This window comes from Bradyrhizobium sp. HKCCYLRH2015, assembly GCF_051168215.1.
GTDB lineage: Bacteria > Pseudomonadota > Alphaproteobacteria > Rhizobiales > Xanthobacteraceae > Bradyrhizobium.
On record NZ_JBNPUO010000007.1, the window covers coordinates 251,868 to 269,216 of the forward strand.

Annotated in this window: 12 protein-coding genes; 5 read left to right on the forward strand and 7 right to left on the reverse strand. The window is 66.3% G+C overall.

What is annotated here, in order from left to right:
- Positions 1 to 85: 85 nt before the first annotated feature.
- Genes ACQR1H_RS20005 through sdhC form a run of 4 tightly spaced genes read right to left on the reverse strand, consistent with a single transcriptional unit; the run spans position 86 to position 3,552 of the window.
- On the reverse strand, positions 86 to 868 hold the full coding sequence (locus ACQR1H_RS20005) for a succinate dehydrogenase iron-sulfur subunit (protein WP_315800851.1): 783 nt from the start codon (positions 866 to 868) through the stop codon (positions 86 to 88).
- Between the two features lie 48 nt (positions 869 to 916).
- Positions 917 to 2,755 carry a succinate dehydrogenase flavoprotein subunit gene (sdhA, locus tag ACQR1H_RS20010; RefSeq protein ID WP_315800852.1) on the reverse strand — a complete coding sequence of 613 codons (1,839 nt, stop codon included), beginning with the start codon at positions 2,753 to 2,755 and terminating at the stop codon, positions 917 to 919.
- A gap of 3 nt (positions 2,756 to 2,758) precedes the next feature.
- Entirely contained in the window at positions 2,759 to 3,133 is a 375-nt protein-coding gene (gene sdhD, locus ACQR1H_RS20015) for a succinate dehydrogenase, hydrophobic membrane anchor protein (protein ID WP_315800930.1), read from the reverse strand.
- Between the two features lie 20 nt (positions 3,134 to 3,153).
- A complete protein-coding gene (gene sdhC / locus ACQR1H_RS20020; protein WP_315800853.1) occupies positions 3,154 to 3,552 on the reverse strand; it encodes a succinate dehydrogenase, cytochrome b556 subunit in 399 nt (132 codons plus the stop codon).
- Positions 3,553 to 4,107: 555 nt separating this feature from the next.
- On the opposite strand from sdhC, the gene ACQR1H_RS20025 reads away from it, so the two are divergent.
- Positions 4,108 to 4,365, forward strand: a complete 258-nt coding sequence (locus ACQR1H_RS20025; RefSeq protein WP_315800854.1) for a hypothetical protein — start codon at positions 4,108 to 4,110, stop codon at positions 4,363 to 4,365.
- Between the two features lie 7 nt (positions 4,366 to 4,372).
- On the opposite strand, the gene ACQR1H_RS20030 is transcribed toward ACQR1H_RS20025, so the two are convergent.
- On the reverse strand, positions 4,373 to 5,899 hold the full coding sequence (locus tag ACQR1H_RS20030; RefSeq protein WP_316215441.1) for a malonate--CoA ligase: 1,527 nt from the start codon (positions 5,897 to 5,899) through the stop codon (positions 4,373 to 4,375).
- Positions 5,900 to 6,078: 179 nt separating this feature from the next.
- Between ACQR1H_RS20030 and ACQR1H_RS20035 the strand changes: the two genes are divergently transcribed.
- Entirely contained in the window at positions 6,079 to 6,837 is a 759-nt protein-coding gene (locus tag ACQR1H_RS20035; RefSeq protein WP_434838757.1) for an SDR family oxidoreductase, read from the forward strand.
- A gap of 1,144 nt (positions 6,838 to 7,981) precedes the next feature.
- On the opposite strand, the gene bamA is transcribed toward ACQR1H_RS20035, so the two are convergent.
- Positions 7,982 to 10,486, reverse strand: a complete 2,505-nt coding sequence (gene bamA, locus ACQR1H_RS20040; RefSeq protein ID WP_316183048.1) for an outer membrane protein assembly factor BamA — start codon at positions 10,484 to 10,486, stop codon at positions 7,982 to 7,984.
- 887 nt (positions 10,487 to 11,373) lie between these two features.
- Here bamA and ACQR1H_RS20045 point away from each other — a divergent pair.
- From ACQR1H_RS20045 to ACQR1H_RS20055, 3 genes are all read left to right on the forward strand, one after another.
- Positions 11,374 to 12,588, forward strand: coding sequence for an aminotransferase class I/II-fold pyridoxal phosphate-dependent enzyme (locus tag ACQR1H_RS20045; RefSeq protein WP_434908077.1), 1,215 nt, complete (start codon positions 11,374 to 11,376; stop codon positions 12,586 to 12,588).
- Between the two features lie 11 nt (positions 12,589 to 12,599).
- Positions 12,600 to 15,077, forward strand: a complete 2,478-nt coding sequence (locus tag ACQR1H_RS20050) for a DNA translocase FtsK (protein ID WP_315800859.1) — start codon at positions 12,600 to 12,602, stop codon at positions 15,075 to 15,077.
- Between the two features lie 168 nt (positions 15,078 to 15,245).
- Positions 15,246 to 16,034, forward strand: coding sequence for an outer membrane lipoprotein carrier protein LolA (locus ACQR1H_RS20055; protein WP_409997877.1), 789 nt, complete (start codon positions 15,246 to 15,248; stop codon positions 16,032 to 16,034).
- Between the two features lie 19 nt (positions 16,035 to 16,053).
- Here ACQR1H_RS20055 and ACQR1H_RS20060 read toward each other — a convergent pair whose 3' ends face one another.
- The gene (locus ACQR1H_RS20060; protein WP_434893677.1) at positions 16,054 to 17,124 is read right to left on the reverse strand and encodes a DUF2336 domain-containing protein; all 1,071 of its coding nucleotides are present in this window, start codon (positions 17,122 to 17,124) and stop codon (positions 16,054 to 16,056) included.
- Between the last annotated feature and the right edge of the window lie 225 nt (positions 17,125 to 17,349).

Sequence of the window (17,349 nt, forward strand, 5' to 3'; positions counted from 1 at the left end):
AACGCAATCGACGGCGGCTACAAACTCGCTGCGCCCGGAACTTGTGCCGGTTCCGGGCGCATGATCGGTAAAGCTGTCCGCCCGGCTAGATCTGCCGCTCGACCAGCTTGAACTTGAGTTCCGCGATCGCCTCGGCGGGGTTCAGCCCCTTCGGGCAGGCCTTGGCGCAGTTCATGATGGTGTGGCAGCGGTACAGCCGGAACGGGTCCTCGAGATTGTCGAGCCGCTCGCCGGTGGCTTCGTCGCGGCTGTCCTTGACCCAGCGCGTCGCCTGCAGCAGCGCGGCGGGTCCGAGATAACGCTCGCTGTTCCACCAGTAGCTCGGGCACGAGGTCGAGCAGCAGGCGCACAGGATGCACTCGTAAAGGCCGTCGAGCTTCTCGCGATCCTCGTGGCTCTGCCGCCATTCCTTCTGCGGCGTCGGCGAGGTCGTCTTCAGCCAGGGCTCGATCGAGGCGTATTGCGCGTAGAAATTGGTGAGGTCGGGCACCAGGTCCTTCACGACGGGCTGATGCGGCAGCGGATTGATCTTGACCGCGCCGTCCTTCACGTCGTGCATCGAGCGGGTGCAGGCCAGGGTGTTCTGGCCGTCGATGTTCATCGCGCAGGAGCCGCACACGCCCTCGCGGCAGGAGCGGCGGAAGGTCAGCGACGGATCGATGTGGTTCTTGATCCAGATGAGGCCGTCGAGCACCATCGGGCCGCAATCGTTGACGTCGACGTAGTAGGTGTCGACGCTCGGATTCTTGCCGTCGTCCGGATTCCAGCGATAGACCTTGAACTCGCGAACCTCGGTGGCACCGGCCGGCTTGGGCCAGGTCTTGCCACCGGTGATCTGAGAATTCTTTGGAAGTGCGAACTCAGCCATTTCGGAAGGCCTTCTTGGGTTTGACGGTCGGGCTCAGGTCACACGCGATCAGTACACGCGCGCCTTCGGCGGAATGTACTGCACGTCGTTGGTCATGGTGTAGTTGTGCACCGGGCGGTAATCGATCGTCGTCTTGCCGTCCTTGCTGTCGATCCACGCCAGCGTGTGCTTCATCCAGTTCGTGTCGTCGCGATCGGGAAAATCCTCGCGCGCATGGGCGCCGCGGCTCTCGGTGCGATTGACGGCCGAGTCCATCGTCACGACCGCCTGCGCGATCAGATTGTCGAACTCGAGCGTCTCGATCAGGTCGGAATTCCACACCAGCGAGCGGTCAGACACGGCGATGTCGCCGATGCCGCCATACACCTTGTGGATCAGGTTATGGCCTTCCTGCAGCACCTCGCCGGTGCGGAACACGGCGCAGTTGGTCTGCATCACGTTCTGCATGCTCTCGCGCAGCTTCGCGGTCGGCGTGCCGCCGGAGGCATGGCGATAATGGTCGAGCCGGCCGAGCGCCTTGTCGGCGGAGTCCTTCGGCAGGTCCGGCTGCTTGCCGTTCGGCGTCAGCTTCTCCGCCAGTCGCAGCGCCGCCGCGCGGCCGAACACCACGAGGTCGATCAGGGAGTTCGAGCCGAGCCGGTTGGCGCCGTGCACGGAGACGCAGGCCGCCTCTCCCACCGCCATCAGGCCGGGGACGATCGCGTTGTCGTCGCCGTCCTTCTTGGTCAGCACCTCGGCGTGATAGTTGGTCGGGATGCCGCCCATGTTGTAGTGCACGGTCGGCACGATCGGGATCGGCTCGCGCGTCACGTCGACATTGGCGAAGATCTTGGCCGATTCGGAGATGCCGGGCAGACGCTCGGCCAGCACCTTCGGATCGAGATGGTCGAGATGCAGGAAGATGTGGTCCTTCTTCCGGCCGACGCCGCGGCCTTCGCGGATCTCGATGGTCATCGCGCGGGAGACCACGTCGCGCGAGGCGAGGTCCTTGGCGGATGGCGCGTAGCGCTCCATGAAGCGTTCGCCCTCGGCGTTGACGAGATAGCCGCCTTCGCCGCGCGCGCCTTCGGTGACCAGACAGCCGGAGCCGTAGATGCCGGTCGGGTGGAACTGCACGAACTCCATGTCCTGCAGCGGCAGGCCGGCGCGCAGCGCCATGCCGCCACCGTCACCGGTGCAGGTGTGCGCCGAGGTGCAGGAGGCAAAGGCGCGTCCATAGCCGCCCGTCGCCAGGATCGTGGTCTGTGCGCGGAAGCGGTGCAGCGTGCCGTCGTCGAGCTTCAGCGCGATGACGCCACGGCAGACGCCCTGGTCGTCCATGATCAGGTCGATGGCGAAGAACTCGATGAAGAACTCCGCGGCGTGCCGCAGCGACTGGCCGTACATCGTGTGGAGCATCGCGTGGCCGGTGCGGTCGGCGGCGGCGCAGGTGCGCTGCGCCTGGCCCTTGCCGTAGTCCAGGGTCATGCCGCCGAACGGCCGCTGGTAGATCTTGCCGTCCTCGGTGCGCGAGAACGGCACGCCCCAATGCTCGAGCTCATAGACGGCCTCGGGCGCGTTGCGCACCATGTATTCGATCGCGTCCTGGTCGCCGAGCCAATCCGACCCCTTGACGGTGTCGTACATGTGCCAGCGCCAGTCGTCCTGGTGCATGTTGCCGAGCGAGGCCGAGATGCCGCCCTGCGCCGCCACGGTGTGCGAGCGGGTCGGAAACACCTTGGTGATGCAGGCGGTGCGCAGGCCCGCCTCGCTGCAGCCGACGACGGCGCGCAGGCCCGCGCCACCGGCACCGACCACGACGACGTCGTAGGTGTGGTCCTCGATCGGATAGGCTTTTCCGTTCGTCGCGGGCGCGCCGTTCGCGCTGCCATTTGCTCCGCCGGCCATGGGCTAGACTCCAGTGGACAGTTTGATGAGGGCGTAGATCGAGGCGAGCGCCACGGTCACCGCAAAGAAGTTATTGGCCATGATCGCAACGAGCTTGAGCGGCTCGCTGTGGACGTAGTCCTCGATCACGACCTGCATGCCGATCTTCATGTGCCAGCAGCTCGCGATCACGAACAGCAGCATGATCACGGCGATCGGAATCGAGCCCAGGATCTGGACCGCGCCGGCCTGGTTGCGGCCGAGCAGCATGATCACGACCACGACGACCGGCACGATCAGCAGGGTCATGGCGACGGCGGTGATGCGCTGGCGCCAGAAGTCGCCGGTGCCGGAATGCGCTGCGCCGAGGTTGCGGACGCGGCCGAGCGGGGTCCGCATCGATTTCGCGCGTGCGTTGCTCATCGGCCGCCTCCCACCGCGTAAGCCACGATCCACACCAGGACGGTCAAGGTGATGCCGCCGATCAGGGCACCCCAGGTCAGCGCCTCGCGCTCATTGGGCTTGAAGCCGTAGCCGAGGTCCCAGACGAAGTGGCGGATGCCGGACAGCAGGTGGTGCAGCAGCGCCCAGGTGTAGCCGAACACGATCAGGCGGCCGAGGAAGCTGCCCATGAAGCCCTGGACGTAGGAGTAGGCGCTGGGACCAGATGCGGCGGCGATCAACCACCAGGCCAGCAGCAGCGTCCCGAAATATAGTGCAACCCCGGTGGCGCGATGGACGATCGAGAGGATCATCGTCAGCGTCCAGCGGTAGGTTTGCAGATGCGGCGAAAGCGGTCGTTCGATCCTGGCTGTCATTGGTTGCTTTGATGATTTCTTGTGGGCCGTGAACGCGGGGGGCTTGCGGCCGTGTGGATCGGCAAGGCGGCCTTTATTTACGGAGAAGGAACAGGCGTTGCAACGAACAAATCGCTCAAAATAGAACGCGGATTCAGTACTAGGCGGCCCGAAGGAAAAGGATCAATCGCCGCCGTGGTATACCAGAAACCGGTCGCGACTGGATGCAGCGAACCACTATTCATTGCTACCTCCTCTCCCAGGCCGTTGCCAACGTGGCGGAACAGCTGAATAGCGCCGATCGCCGAGCACTGATTCACCGCTTAACGATGGTCCTGAGCGAGCGGTTTCGCGACAACAGCCAGCGTCATCTGATGATTCTGCAAACCTGCCCGGAGCGATACGCGGAGCAACAACCTGTCTCGGCGCCGGCCCGCGCGGCAGCAAAAGCGCCTCGATCTCCCGCGTTCCTCGCCGCGCACATGGCCCTCCGCCGGTCGATTTTGCCGCATGTCGCCACCCGGCGAAGCAGCCTAGTCTCAACGAGGTGCAACAGACGCGGTGCAGGGAGCCTCGATGCCGCTGCCGACGGTGCGACCGACAGCCACTGAACGCCCGGCGGAACTGCCGGCGCGCAAGGTGTCGTCGCACGAGCCCGTCGAGGAGCCCCTGACCTGCGTGCTCGGCTTCGCCGCCGCCGGCCTGTTCGCCGCCTGTCTCGCGCTGGCCATCCAGCATGAGATTGCCTCGCTCGCCGTGCTCGAATTCGTGCTGATCTGCGCCGCGCCGCCGCTGGCCGCGCTCGCCGGCCTCGCGATCGGACGACGGCGCTAGGCCGCCGTCACTTCGTATAGATGTCCTTGTACTGATCACGCAGCACGTTCTTCTGCACCTTGCTCATCGCATTGCGCGGCAGCTCGTCGACCACGAACACGCGCTTGGGCATCTTGAATTTCGCCAGTCGGCCGTCGAGACCCTTGAGCACGCCGGCCTCGCTGACATCAGCGCCGGGATGGCGCACCACGACCGCCGTGACACCTTCGCCAAAATCGGGATGCGGCACGCCGATGACGGCGGACTCGACCACGCCCGGCATGGCGTCGATCTCGCTCTCGATCTCCTTCGGATAGACGTTGAATCCGCCGGAGATCACGAGGTCCTTGCCGCGTCCGACGATGTGGACGTAGCCCTGTTTGTCGATCTTGCCGAGATCGCCGGTGATGAAGAAACCGTCGTCGCGGAATTCCGACTTGGTCTTCTCCGGCATGCGCCAATAGCCCTTGAACACGTTCGGGCCCTTCACCTCGATCATGCCGATCTCGTCGCGCGCCAGCTCCTTCGCGGTCTCCGGATCGGTGACGCGCACCGAGACTCCGGGCAGCGGGAAGCCGACCGCGCCGGGCACGCGCTCGCCCTCATACGGGTTCGACGTGTTCATGTTGGTCTCGGTCATGCCGTAGCGCTCGAGCACGGCATGGCCGGTGCGCGCGAACCATTCGCGGTGCGTGTCGGCGAGCAGCGGCGCCGAGCCGGAGACGAAGAGACGCATGTGACTGGTCGTCTCCTTCGACAGCCGCGGGTTCTGCAACAGCCGCGTGTAGAAGGTCGGAACGCCCATCAGCACGGTGGCGCGCGCCATCAGATTGATGATCAGGTCGGGATCGAGCTTGGGCAGGAAGATCATCGAGGCCCGCGCGAACAGCGTCACGTTGCTGGCCACGAACAGGCCGTGGGTGTGATAGATCGGCAGCGCGTGGATCAGCACGTCGTCCTTGGTGAAGCGCCAGTAGTCGATCAGGGTCAGCGAGTTCGAGGCGAGATTGTCGTGAGACAGCATCGCGCCCTTCGAGCGGCCGGTCGTGCCCGACGTATAGAGGATCGCCGCCAGATCATCGGCACCGCGCGGCACGGTGGTGAACGCGGTCTCCGCCTTGTCGGCGGCCTCGGTCAGCGAGCCCCTGCCGGAGGCATCCAGTGTCTCCACCTTGGCGCCGACCTTGGCCGCGAGCGCACCGATGCCCTCGGCCTTGGCAGGATCGCAGACCACCACGGTCGGCTCGGCATCGCCGATGAAATAGTCGAGCTCGTTGAGCGTGTAGGCGGTGTTGAGCGGCAGATAGACGCCGCCGGCGCGGACCGTGGCGAGATAGAGCACCAGGCCGGACACCGACTTCTCGGTCTGCGCCGCCACGCGATCTCCGGGCTTGACGCCACGGGCCACCAGCACGTTCGCCATCTGGCCCGCGCGCGCGATCAGATCGCCGTAGGTGATGCGCTGGCCGTCATGGGTCTCGATCGCGAGACGGCTGGGATCGTCGAGACCGTCGAACAGGCGGGAGAACAGGTTGGCGTTGGCGGCTTGGTTCATGCGACATTCCCCTGGAGCGGTGGCCCGCCGGCAGTGCCAGCCTGCGGAACATGATGCTCGACGAAGACGAAAAGGGCTGGGACGGCGGATGGCACCGGCGATGTCGCCAGGGTTGCCGTCTCTGATCGAGGCTGCCTTAGCAAAAACGCCCTTTCAAAGGCAACGGGAGACGCCAAGATATGACCAAAGGGAAACGGATCGCGTGGATCACGGGCGGCGGCACGGGGATCGGCGAGGCCGGCGCGCTGGCGCTGGCGTCCGATGGCTGGACGGTCGTGGTGTCGGGCCGTCGCAAGGCGGCGCTCGACTCCGTGGTGGCGCGGATCGCGGCGAGCGGCGGCACGGCCGAAGCTGCAGTGCTGGACGTCGCCAAGGCGGCGGACGTGCAGGCCGCCGCCGATGCCATCCTGATGCGGCACGGCCGCATCGATCTCCTGGTGAACTCCGCCGGCGTCAACGTGCCGAGGCGGCGCTGGGACGACATGACGCTCGACGGCTGGAACCAGCTGGTCGAGATCAATCTCAACGGCGTGCTGTATTGCATGAAGGCAGTGCTGCCGGCGATGCGCGCGCAAGCGGACGGCACCATCATCAACGTCTCGTCCTGGGCCGGGCGCCACGTCTCGAAGATGCCGGGGCCGGCCTACACCTCGACCAAGCACGCGGTGCTCGCGCTGACGCACTCCTTCAACATGGAGGAATGCGTGAATGGCTTGCGCGCGTGCTGCCTGATGCCGGGCGAAGTCGCGACGCCGATCCTGGAGCAGCGCCCTGTGGTGCCGAGCGCGGAGGAGCAGGCGCGGATGCTGCAGCCGGAGGATCTCGGCCGCACCATTGCTTTCGTCGCGAACATGCCGCCGCGCGTGTGCGTCAACGAGATCCTGATCAGCCCGACATGGAATCGGGGATTCATCCAGACGCCGGGGAACAGGGATTGAGAGGGGGTGCATCTCAAACACGCCGAACGCTCGCACAACGATAGAGGACCTCGGGCCTGGTCTCACGGGATAACCACTGTCGGGCGGGCCTATCACGCGCGACCCCACCGGTGTCGTCCCCGCGAACACGGGGACCCATACCGCGTGATGTCTGAAACAGGCAGGCGGCCGGTATCGAGCACGACAACTTAGCCCTGTGGTTATGGGTCCCGGATCTGCGCGCTTCGCGCTTGTCCGGGACGACAGTGGAGGTTGGCGCATCGAGCGCCGCCTCCGAAAAGCAGATTGAAATCGTGCGGTCTCATCCTCGCGACACGGTGCGCCCGAGCTGTGCTGAAACTCATCGCCCTCAAACAAACAGAGGGCGCAGGGAAGGCCGGGCGCTGGCCGCGCCCGTGGCCCGCCTGCGAAAGAAAATGCAGGCGGCAGGTACCACAGGTCTGGCCGAACACACCCGGCCCTCCCTGCGCAACGGTTTTAACGGCTGCTTCGCGTTCTCCCTGGTGCGCCGGCTTGCTGGCCACCATCACGAGCGCGACACGCCAGGGCATCGCCACCCGCTTGATATCAGCGTCGGGATATCAGGACCGCGCGACTTGACCGTGCGTGCATCGCCGTTCGTCCGCGCAGACGGATCCACGCTGCAGCCACACACGCCCATCGCATCCCACTGCCAACGTCTCGTGACGGTCGCGACACGCCCCTCATGCGGCAGCAGGGACGCGCGGAAATGTGCAGGTGATTTGCCCGACGGCACAAGGCCGAATATCGCGACAAACTAACACGACGGGCAGTTTGCGCATGGGAGGGATGCGAGCGACGTCAGGCGATCTCGCATGAGCGATCATGTAGCCGAAGACTGTGCCGCCCGGACGGTCGGCTTCCCTCCCCCTTGCGGGGAGGGGTTGGGGGTGGGGGTCCGCGGGCGATGACGTTAGCGGCGTAAATGCGGTCCGAGTAGCGAAGCGACGGACCATCGCTGATGTCCGTTGTGAGCCTCGACTCTCATGAACAGCGGGATTTGTGGACCCCCACCCCCGAACCCTCCCCGCAAGGGGGAGGGGAGCGCACCGTCGTTGCGGCAAGGGCGGCGTCACCGACGGAAAGCGACGTCATAACTGCCCAGAGTTCGTCACGCCCGCCCTCAGAACGACGTGCCGCCGCCGAACCGGAATTCCTGGGTGACGTCGTATTTGCCCTTGGACAGCGGCACCGCGTAGTCGAAGCGGAGCGGGCCGAACGGGGAGGCCCAGATCAGGCCGACGCCGACGGAGGAGCGCACGACCTTGCTGTCGTCATACAGCATGCCGCATTTGCAGGCGGCCGAGTTGACCTCGCCGGTGGCGGCCCAGGAGGTCGGGCCCTGATAGCCCCACAGCGAGCCGGCGTCGGCATAGACGGCGCCCTTGAGGCCGACTTCCTTGGGCAGGAACCAGAACGGCATCTGCAGCTCGGCGGAGGCGCCCCAATATTTGGTGCCGCCCAGCGAATCGCCGGTGGCGCCGAGGCTGCGATAGGTGATGTCGCGCGGCCCGATGCCGTTGGACGCGAAGCCGCGCACCAGCGTCGGGCCCATCTGGTAGTGGTCGAGCATGCGCAGGTCCTTGTCGCCGATCTTGTTCAGCATGCCGCCCTGCAGATGGATGACACTGACGATATCGGCGACCAGCGGGGTGTAATATTTCGCGTCCACCGCCGACTTCAGATAGCTGACATTGCCGCCGACGCCGGCGAAATCCTGCCGCCAGTCGATCAGCAGGCCGTCGGTCGGGTTCTTGGTGTTGTCGAGCGTGTTGTAGGTAAGAGTGTAGCCGAGCGCCGAGGTCAGCGCGGCGCCGTCATTCAGCTCCTTGCGCACCGCCAGGCTGGATTCGCCGTCGCCGTAGCAGCCATAGCCATAGACGCCGGAGCTGGTCGCGTTGGTCGGATCGACGCCGCCGAGCACGCTCTGGATATAGGCCGGGGTCGGATTGAAGGCGAGCAGGCCGTTGGCGTTGTTGTTGTTGCAGTTCGCCAGATAGGACGGCAGCGTGATCTCCTGCCGGTACAGCGAGTAGCGCAGCTGCAGCGACAGGTCCTCGCGCAGCTGGAAGCCGAGCCGCGGGCTGAAGCCGATCGTGCGCGTGCCGTAGCTCGTATAGCTGTTGGCGAGCTGCTGACGATAGGAGACGTCCAGCCCGAGCGCCACGCGGTAGTCCAGCAGATAGGGCTCGACAAAGGACAGCGACACGCCGCGGGTATATTGTCCGTAGGTGACCGCCGCCTTGGCGTACAGGCCGCGGCCGAGGAAATTGCGCTCGGAGATCGAGACCTCGGCCAGGGCGCCGTCGGTGGTGGAATAGCCGCCCGAGATCGAGAAATCGCCGGTCGACTTTTCCTCCAGATTGACCACGAGGATGACGCGATCGCTCGACGAGCCCGGCTCTGCGGTGATCTTCACGTCTTTGAAGAAATCCAGGTTCTTCAGCCGGCGCTCGGCACGGTCGACCAGCGCGCGGTTGTAGGCGTCGCCCTCGGACAGATCGAACTCGCGCCGGATCACGTAGTCGCGGGTGCGGGTGTTGCCGCGGATGGTGATGCGCTCGATATAGGTGCGCGGGCCCTCGTCGACCTGGAACACGATCGCCACCGTATGGGCTTCCAGATTGCGGTCGCCGCGCGGACGCACGACGGCAAAGGCGAAGCCGCGGCGCGACGCCTCGATCTGCATCTCCTCGACCGACTTCTCGAGCTGCTCGACGTTGTAGAGCGCGCCGACATTGACGCGCGAATAGCCGCGCAGCGTGTTGGCGTCGAGCGCCGCGACGCTCGACTGGAACTGCACCGAGCTGACGCGGTATTGCTGGCCTTCCTCGATCTGGAACGTGACCAGGAAGCCCTTCTGCCCAGGGTCGTATTCGCTCAGCGCCGCGACGACCTGAACGTCGGCATAGCCGTTCTTCAGATAGAACCGGCGAATCAGGTCTCGATCGGCCTCGACGCGATCGGGGTCGTAGACGTCGTTGTTGCCGAGAAAGCTGAGCCAGTTCGATTCGTGGGTCTTGATCACGTCGCGCAGGCGCGCGGCGGAATAGGCGTTGTTGCCGACGAAGCTGATCGACTTCACGCCGGTCTTGACGCCCTCTTCGATGGTGAAGACGAGATCGACGCGGTTGTTGGGCTGCTCGATGATCTCGGGCGTGACGCGGACGTCGTAGCGGCCGGAGCGGCGATAGATCTCGGCGATGCGCTGCGCGTCGGACTGCACCATCGGACGGGACAGCGTGCCGCGCGGCTTCGACTGCACTTCCGCCGTGAGCTGCTCGTCCTTGACCTTCTTGTTGCCCTCGAAGGCGACGCGGCCGATCACGGGATTCTCGACAACGCGCACGATCAGCCGGCCGCCCTGCCGGTCGATCTTCACGTCGGCGAACAGGCCGGTCTCGACCAGCGCCTTGAGACCGTCGTCGACCTGGCCGGCATCCAGCGTGCCGGACGGGCCGGGCTTGAAGTAGGAGCGGATGGTGTCGGATTCGACGCGCCGGTTGCCCTCGACGGTAATCAAAGTAGCAACCGCGGCCGGCGCTGCCATGGCGATGCGGGGCGGCGCGGTCATTGGCAGGGCCAGCATGATCAGGGCAAACACGCCCGGCAGTCTCAGACGCATCATCGACGCTCTTTCGAAAGTCAGAGTCCTCGGCGCGCACGCATTCGCCGGCACGCCACGGGAATCGCTGATGCCCGCCAATCATGGTCGCGATGCGCCGATCTCGTTTCGCGAAATGTCTGATGATTCTGGATGTGGCTGATTATGTCCGGCCAGACAAGATTCTCGGCCCGGCGGGTCGACAAAGCGTGCGACACGATAATAAGTGCGTCGGCCGCGCTGCGACCGGAAAGCCACGGCGGAGGCGGACATCTCCGTTAAGCAATTGGTCCATCCACGCCGCACTCGGTGGCTTCCGAAATCAAATTCTACAAATCTTCGGAAGTTGGCAATACAAGGGAAAAACCAGGGTGCTAATTGACCATCACCCGAACTAAGCCCCCAAGTAGTTCGGCCAAGGCCCGGTGCGCGCAGATTCCCATTGATATTCCGGCGCACCGGGCCGCCCGTTTTTGTCATCTGCGGCGGTGCTTATGAATGCGCCCTCTCCCCTTGTGGGAGAGGGCATGTACGAGCGTGCGGCAGGCGCGGTTGAGTGAGGGGTATCTCTTCACAAGTTCAGCCCGCGGAGAGAACCCCTCACCCAACCGCGCTCGCGGATGGGCCAGCGATGCCCTCTCCCACAAGGGGCGAGGGCGCTGTATCGGGCAGCGCGCTGGCGGCGGCTTGGGCCTAGCCAAATGAGACGGTTCCCCTCCGCCTCCCCGAATCACCACAATGTCCGCCGCTGTTGCGAAATTGCCTCTGGATCGGGGCAGGAAAACCGATCAAAACGGGCGGCAGCGCCGATGGTTAATCGCGTCTTAACCTCGCCCCACCTATGGTGACCGCTAAAGGCACCGGTTCATGGGCGATCGGCGGCTTCCACTGGTTTGGCGCGCGTTTTACGTATGGCAATGACCGCTTCATCCCCCGCGCCCGCTGGCGCCAGCCATTCGGAGAGCGAACGCTCGCCGTTTGCGCGGCTGAACGAGCTGCTCGCCCCCTACAAGCCGGGCAAGCCGATGATCACGCTCGCCGTCGGCGAGCCGCAGCATCCGGTGCCGGGCTTCGTCGGGCCCGTATTGGCCCAGCACATCGCCGAGTTCGGCCGCTACCCGGCCGCCAAGGGCATCGAGCCGTTCCGCAAGGCGGCCGCCGGCTGGCTGTCGCGCCGATTCGCGCTGCCGCGCGCTGTTGATCCCGAGCACGAGATCCTGGTCCTCAACGGCAGCCGCGAGGGCCTGTTCTTCGCCGCCCACGCCGCGCTCCGCCATGTCGGGCCGCGCCGCGGCAAGCCCGCGATCCTGATGCCGAACCCGTTCTATCCGGTGTATGGCGTCGGCGCGCGCACCGCCGGCTGCGACTCCATCTATCTGCCGACGACGCGCGAGAACGGCTTTCTGCCCGACCTCGACGCGATCGACGAGGTGACGCTGTCGCGCACGATCGCGTTCTACCTCGCGACCCCGGCCAACCCGCAGGGCTCGGTGGCATCAGCGGACTACATGCGCAAGCTGGTCCGGCTCGCCAACGCCTACGGCTTCCTGATCTTCAGCGACGAATGCTATTCGGAGATCTACACGAAGGCGGCGCCCGGCAGCATGCTGGAGCATGCCGGGCCCGACTACACCAATGTGGTCGCGTTCCAGTCACTGTCGAAGCGCTCCAACGTACCGGGCATGCGGATCGGCTTCGCCGCCGGCGACCGCCGATTCCTCGCGGGCTTTCACGAGCTGCGCAACGTCGCGGCGCCGCAGGTGCCGGTGCCGCTGCAGCACGTGGCGGTCGCCGCCTATGCCGACGAGGCCCATGTCGAGGAGAACCGGCGGCTGTACCGCGCCAAGTTCGACCTCGCCGACCAGATCATCGGCAACCGCTATGGCTACAGGCGGCCCGATGGCGGCTTCTGCGTCTGGCTCGACGTCACTGAGCGCGGCGGCGACGAGGAGGTGACGTTGCGGCTGTATCGCGACGCCGGCGTGCGCGTGGTGCCCGGCAGCTACCTGGCGCGGCCGCAGGCCGACGGCTTCAATCCGGGCCTCGGCTACATCAGGCTGGCGCTGGTGGCCGATGCCGAATCCACCGGTGAGGCGTTGCACCGGCTGGTCGAGGTCCTGGGATAATCGCGGGGCTGATGCAGATGCCGGCGATCGAACGAGTCATTCCCCTGGTCAACCACCTGCCGACGTCGCTGCGCGACGCGCTGGTGCGGCGGCTGCGCGAGCTCGCGGGCCTCTGCCTGATCGCGCTGTGCGGCGTGGCCGCGGCGGCGCTGATGACGTGGTCGGTGCAGGACCCCAGCCTGAGCCACGCCACCTCGCGCGCGATCCGCAACATCGTCGGCTATCCCGGCGCGATCAGTGCCGATCTGCTGATGCAGATCCTCGGTCTCGGCTCGATCATGGCGATCCTGCCGCTTTCGATCCGCGGCTGGCGGATGATGACGCACCGGCCGTTCGACCGCGAGGCGCTGCGCTTCGGCGCCTGGATTCTCGGCGCCGTCATCGCCGCCGGCTTTGCCAGCTGCTGGCCGCGCTCGCATGCCTGGCCGCTGCCGACCGGTCTCGGCGGTGTCGTCGGCGATGCCCTGGTGCGCGCACCGGCCGTGGTGTTCGGACCGCCCGGCGTGATCTATCGGCTGGTGCTCGGCGCCCTTCTTCTGGTGGCGATGATCGGCTGCCTGCTGGTGGCCGGCGGCATGGGCGCGAAGGAAGCCGACCCGAGCCTGCTCGCCGACGAGGACGACGACACGCCGCTGGCCGACCCGGAGGATGACGACGACCGCAAGGCGATCCGGCTCGGCTGGGTGTTCCATGCCATCATGAGCGCCAAGGCCCAAGTCGTCTGGTTCCTGAGCACGGCCTACCGCGCGCTGGTGTCGTCAGGACCGCAGCCGCGCGCCGCCGCCGCAGGCCGGCAGGAGCCGAGCCTCGGCCGCGGCCAGGGCAAGCCGACGCTCGCGCCCGAGATGGACGAGGACGGCGGCGACGAGGAAGAAGCCGAGGAGGGCGAGGACGAAGAAGAGGAGGAGGAGCCCGCTCCGAAGTCGCGCAAGAAGCCGGCGCCGAAGACTCCTGCGAAAAAGTCCAACGACAAATACGATCTGCCCTCGGTCTCGATGCTGGCGGCGCCGAAATCCTCCGACCGCCAGCCGCTGTCGAAGAGCGAGCTGGAGGCCAATTCGCGCGCGCTCGAAGGCGTGCTGCAGGATTTCGGGGTGCGCGGCGAGATCGTCAAGGCGCATCCCGGCCCGGTCGTCACGCTGTACGAGCTGGAGCCGGCGCCGGGCATCAAGTCCTCGCGCGTGATCGGCCTCGCCGACGACATCGCCCGCTCGATGAGCGCGCTGTCGGCGCGCGTCGCCGTCGTGCCCGGCCGCAACGCCATCGGCATCGAGCTGCCCAACGTGCATCGCGAGAAGGTCTATTTGCGCGAGCTGCTCGTCGCCAAGGAGGCGACCGAGAGCGTCGCCAAGCTGCCGCTGTGCCTCGGCAAGAACATCGGCGGCGAATCCATCATCATCGATCTCGCCCGCACCCCGCACATGCTGATCGCCGGCACCACCGGCTCGGGCAAGTCGGTCGCGATCAACACCATGATCCTGAGCCTGGTGTATCGGCTCCGGCCCGATCAGTGCCGCCTCATCATGGTCGACCCGAAGATGCTCGAGCTTTCCGTCTATGACGGCATCCCGCATCTCCTCACGCCCGTCGTGACCGACCCGAAGAAGGCCGTGGTCGCGCTGAAATGGGCCGTGCGCGAGATGGAGGAGCGCTACAAGAAGATGGCCAAGCTCGGCGTGCGCAACATCGACGGCTACAACGCCCGTCTCGGCGAAGCGCGCGCCAAGGGCGAGGAGCTGACCCGCACCGTCCATACCGGCTTCGACAAGGAGAGCGGCAAGGCGATCTACGAGGAAGAGAAGCTCGACCTCGATCCCCTGCCCTACATCGTCATCATCGTCGACGAGATGGCCGACCTGATGATGGTCGCCGGCAAGGACATCGAGGGCACGGTGCAGCGCCTCGCCCAGATGGCGCGCGCCGCCGGCCTGCACGTCATCCTGGCGACGCAGCGTCCGTCGGTCGACGTCATCACCGGCACCATCAAGGCCAACTTCCCGACCCGCATCTCCTTCCAGGTGACGTCGAAGATCGACAGCCGCACCATCCTGGGCGAGATGGGCGCCGAGCAGCTGCTCGGCCAGGGCGACATGCTCTACATGGCCGGCGGCGGCCGCATCAGCCGCGTGCACGGCCCGTTCTGCTCCGACGAGGAGGTCGAGAAGGTCGTCAAGCATCTCAAGGCCCAGGGCTCGCCGGAATATCTCGAGGCGGTCACCGCCGAGGAGCCGAGCGAGGAGGATGGCGCCGTGTTCGACGCCACCGGCATGGGCGGCGGTGGCGGCGGCGACGACCTGTTCTCGCAGGCGGTCGCCGTGGTCAAGCGCGACCGCAAGGCCTCCACCAGCTACATTCAACGGCGGCTGCAGATCGGCTATAACAAGGCCGCTTCGCTGATGGAGCGGATGGAACAGGAAGGCATCGTCGGCCAGGCCAACCACGCCGGCAAGCGCGAGATCCTGGTGCCCGAGGAGGAAGGCGGGTTCTGACGGCCCGATGGCCGCAGAAACGCCGCTTCGGTGCCCGATCTTCACGCGATTACGATCACGCTGCCCGGCCGAACCGGGATAGAACGCGTAAAACCTCAGGACGTCGTTTTGAAAAGCTCCTTGTTGAACAGCACGTTTTCGTATCACGCAGCTTGGCGCGGGCGCCGGATCGGCGCCTGGCTGGTCGCCTGCGCCGTGACGACATGCTCCATCGCCGGAGCGTCCGGTCACGCCGCCGCGCAAGGCACGCCGGCTCCGAAATCAGGCCCGAAGAGCGGCTCCCAGCTCAGCGCCTCCGACCAGCAGCGGGCCGGCCAGAGCCCCTCGACCACCCAGACGGCCCCGCCCAATCCGGTCATTCCCGATCCCCGGCGCAACGTGCCGGCCAGCATCTTCACCTCGTTCGACGCCAACCAGAAGGCGCAGGCGGCCAAGGTCAGCGCCTATCTGTCGTCGCTGCAGACGCTGGTCGGGAATTTCGTTCAGGTCGGCCCGGACGGCAGCAAGACCAAGGGTGATTTCTACATCCAGAAGCCCGGCAAGGTCCGCTTCGAATATGACCCGCCGACCCCGATCGACATCATCGCCGACGGCTCCTCGCTGGTGGTGCGCGACCGCAAGCTCGCCACCCAGGACGTCTATCCGCTGTCGCAGACGCCGCTGCGCTATCTCTTGTCCGACCGCATCGACCTGTTGAAGGACACCAACGTGATCGCGGTCGCCGCCGACGACCTCTACGTCACGATCACGATCGAGGAGAAGCAGGCCCTGATCGGCACCAGCCGGCTGATGCTGATGCTCGGCGCCAAGGACGGCCAGCTCAAGCAGTGGACCGTGACCGATCCGCAGGGCTACGACACCACGATTGCCGTCTACAATCTCGATACGACCAAGAAGCTCGACCCGGCGATGTTCAAGATCGACTTCACGGCCTACCCGTCGACCCCGCCGGGCTGACGCCGCCTCCCGCGCTCGCTCAGCGCGATTCGAGCCCGCGCACCTTCCACTGCGCTTCGGACAGCGCAAGCTTCTCGAAGCGCTTGCGCGCCTCCTCGAGGTCATCGGCTGGAAGCGCGTCGCAGCCGGGCCGGTCGCGCAGGATCATCGACGTCGTCGCCCAGCTCAGCCGTGCCGCCTTGCAGGCCAGCAGCAGATCCGTGAGGCGATCCTCCTCCAGCAGCGTTTCGATCGTCTCGATGGTGACGACGCAGAGCAGCGCCAGCGCCGCGATCACGGCAGGGAAATCGCCGGTGGCACAGAAGCGGTTGACGGCGGAGTCGCCGAGCTTGCCGGTGCGGCTGAGGGCGGCGACCTCAGCCTTGACCTGCTGATAGTCCCAGATCGCGCGCATCGCCGCGCCGGGCGAGCGGGTCGGCGTCGCCTGAAGGGTCGCGCGGGTCGCCGGCGGTGCGGCCTTGATGAAGCGGGCGCGGGCGCCCTCGCTGGCCGCGGCGACGAAGGCCCGCGACAGCTTGGCCGGCAGGTCGGTGCGCAGCGCGAGCTTCTCGGCGAGATCCTCATCGCGCTCGGCGATCTTGAACAGGCTGCGATAGCCATCCTCGGACAGCTTTGCTGTGAGGTTCTGCGCCAGCGCCATGCGGACCGCCGGAAAGCCGCGCGCGATCAGCTGCGTCGTGAGGTTGTCGCCGATGCCCCTGCGGCTGGCGAGCGCGACGAGATGCGCCGGGCTGCCGGTGCGGATGAACTCGGCGAGGTCGCGCTCGGTCAACACCGCCGCCTTGGCCAGCATCGGCCCGGCGACGCGCAATTCGGGGTGAACAGCGAGCATCCGCGCCGTCGCGTAAGGCGCGCGCTCGACGCCGGCGAGCGCCATGCTCAGCTCGGCCAGCAGTTCGGTCGCGACCTGCGGCATCAGCCTAGCGAACATCTGATCGTAGAGATCGAGCTGCTCGGCGGACGCCGGCCGCGGACCGGCCAGGAACAGGCTGGTGGTCCGGCGCAGCATGTCGGTGGCGAGCTCGGACACCGTCCGCGCATCACCGGCGGGCGTCTTGGCGGTTGGAGCTGCCGCGGGCGCTGGAGGCATCACACGTCCCTCGTTGGGCGCCTCTCGGCCGTGACGGAGGCGCGGGTCGATCGTCGATTGCGGAAGAATGCGAAGGCCGGACTAAAGGGGCGTTAAGCCAAGCAGACCGACCTGGGTCGCGATGCGACCGTCGTTAACGGATTGCGCGCGTCTGGCGCACCGGCTTGTTCCTGTATTGTTCTTGCGAACTGGACCCGCTTCCGCTAGCCTTCTCGCGGGAGGGGC

Excerpts from the sequence above, each read along its gene's own strand:
- ACQR1H_RS20045 (WP_434908077.1), top strand. The coding sequence starts at position 11,374 with ATGGCAATGACCGCTTCATCCCCCGCGCCCGCTGGCGCCAGCCATTCG.
- ACQR1H_RS20025 (WP_315800854.1), top strand. The coding sequence starts at position 4,108 with ATGCCGCTGCCGACGGTGCGACCGACAGCCACTGAACGCCCGGCGGAA.
- ACQR1H_RS20060 (WP_434893677.1), bottom strand. The coding sequence starts at position 17,124 with ATGCCTCCAGCGCCCGCGGCAGCTCCAACCGCCAAGACGCCCGCCGGT.
- sdhD (WP_315800930.1), bottom strand. The coding sequence starts at position 3,133 with ATGCGGACCCCGCTCGGCCGCGTCCGCAACCTCGGCGCAGCGCATTCC.
- sdhA (WP_315800852.1), bottom strand. The coding sequence starts at position 2,755 with ATGGCCGGCGGAGCAAATGGCAGCGCGAACGGCGCGCCCGCGACGAAC.
- sdhC (WP_315800853.1), bottom strand. The coding sequence starts at position 3,552 with ATGACAGCCAGGATCGAACGACCGCTTTCGCCGCATCTGCAAACCTAC.
- bamA (WP_316183048.1), bottom strand. The coding sequence starts at position 10,486 with ATGATGCGTCTGAGACTGCCGGGCGTGTTTGCCCTGATCATGCTGGCC.
- ACQR1H_RS20050 (WP_315800859.1), top strand. The coding sequence starts at position 12,600 with ATGCAGATGCCGGCGATCGAACGAGTCATTCCCCTGGTCAACCACCTG.
- ACQR1H_RS20035 (WP_434838757.1), top strand. The coding sequence starts at position 6,079 with ATGACCAAAGGGAAACGGATCGCGTGGATCACGGGCGGCGGCACGGGG.
- ACQR1H_RS20005 (WP_315800851.1), bottom strand. The coding sequence starts at position 868 with ATGGCTGAGTTCGCACTTCCAAAGAATTCTCAGATCACCGGTGGCAAG.
- ACQR1H_RS20030 (WP_316215441.1), bottom strand. The coding sequence starts at position 5,899 with ATGAACCAAGCCGCCAACGCCAACCTGTTCTCCCGCCTGTTCGACGGT.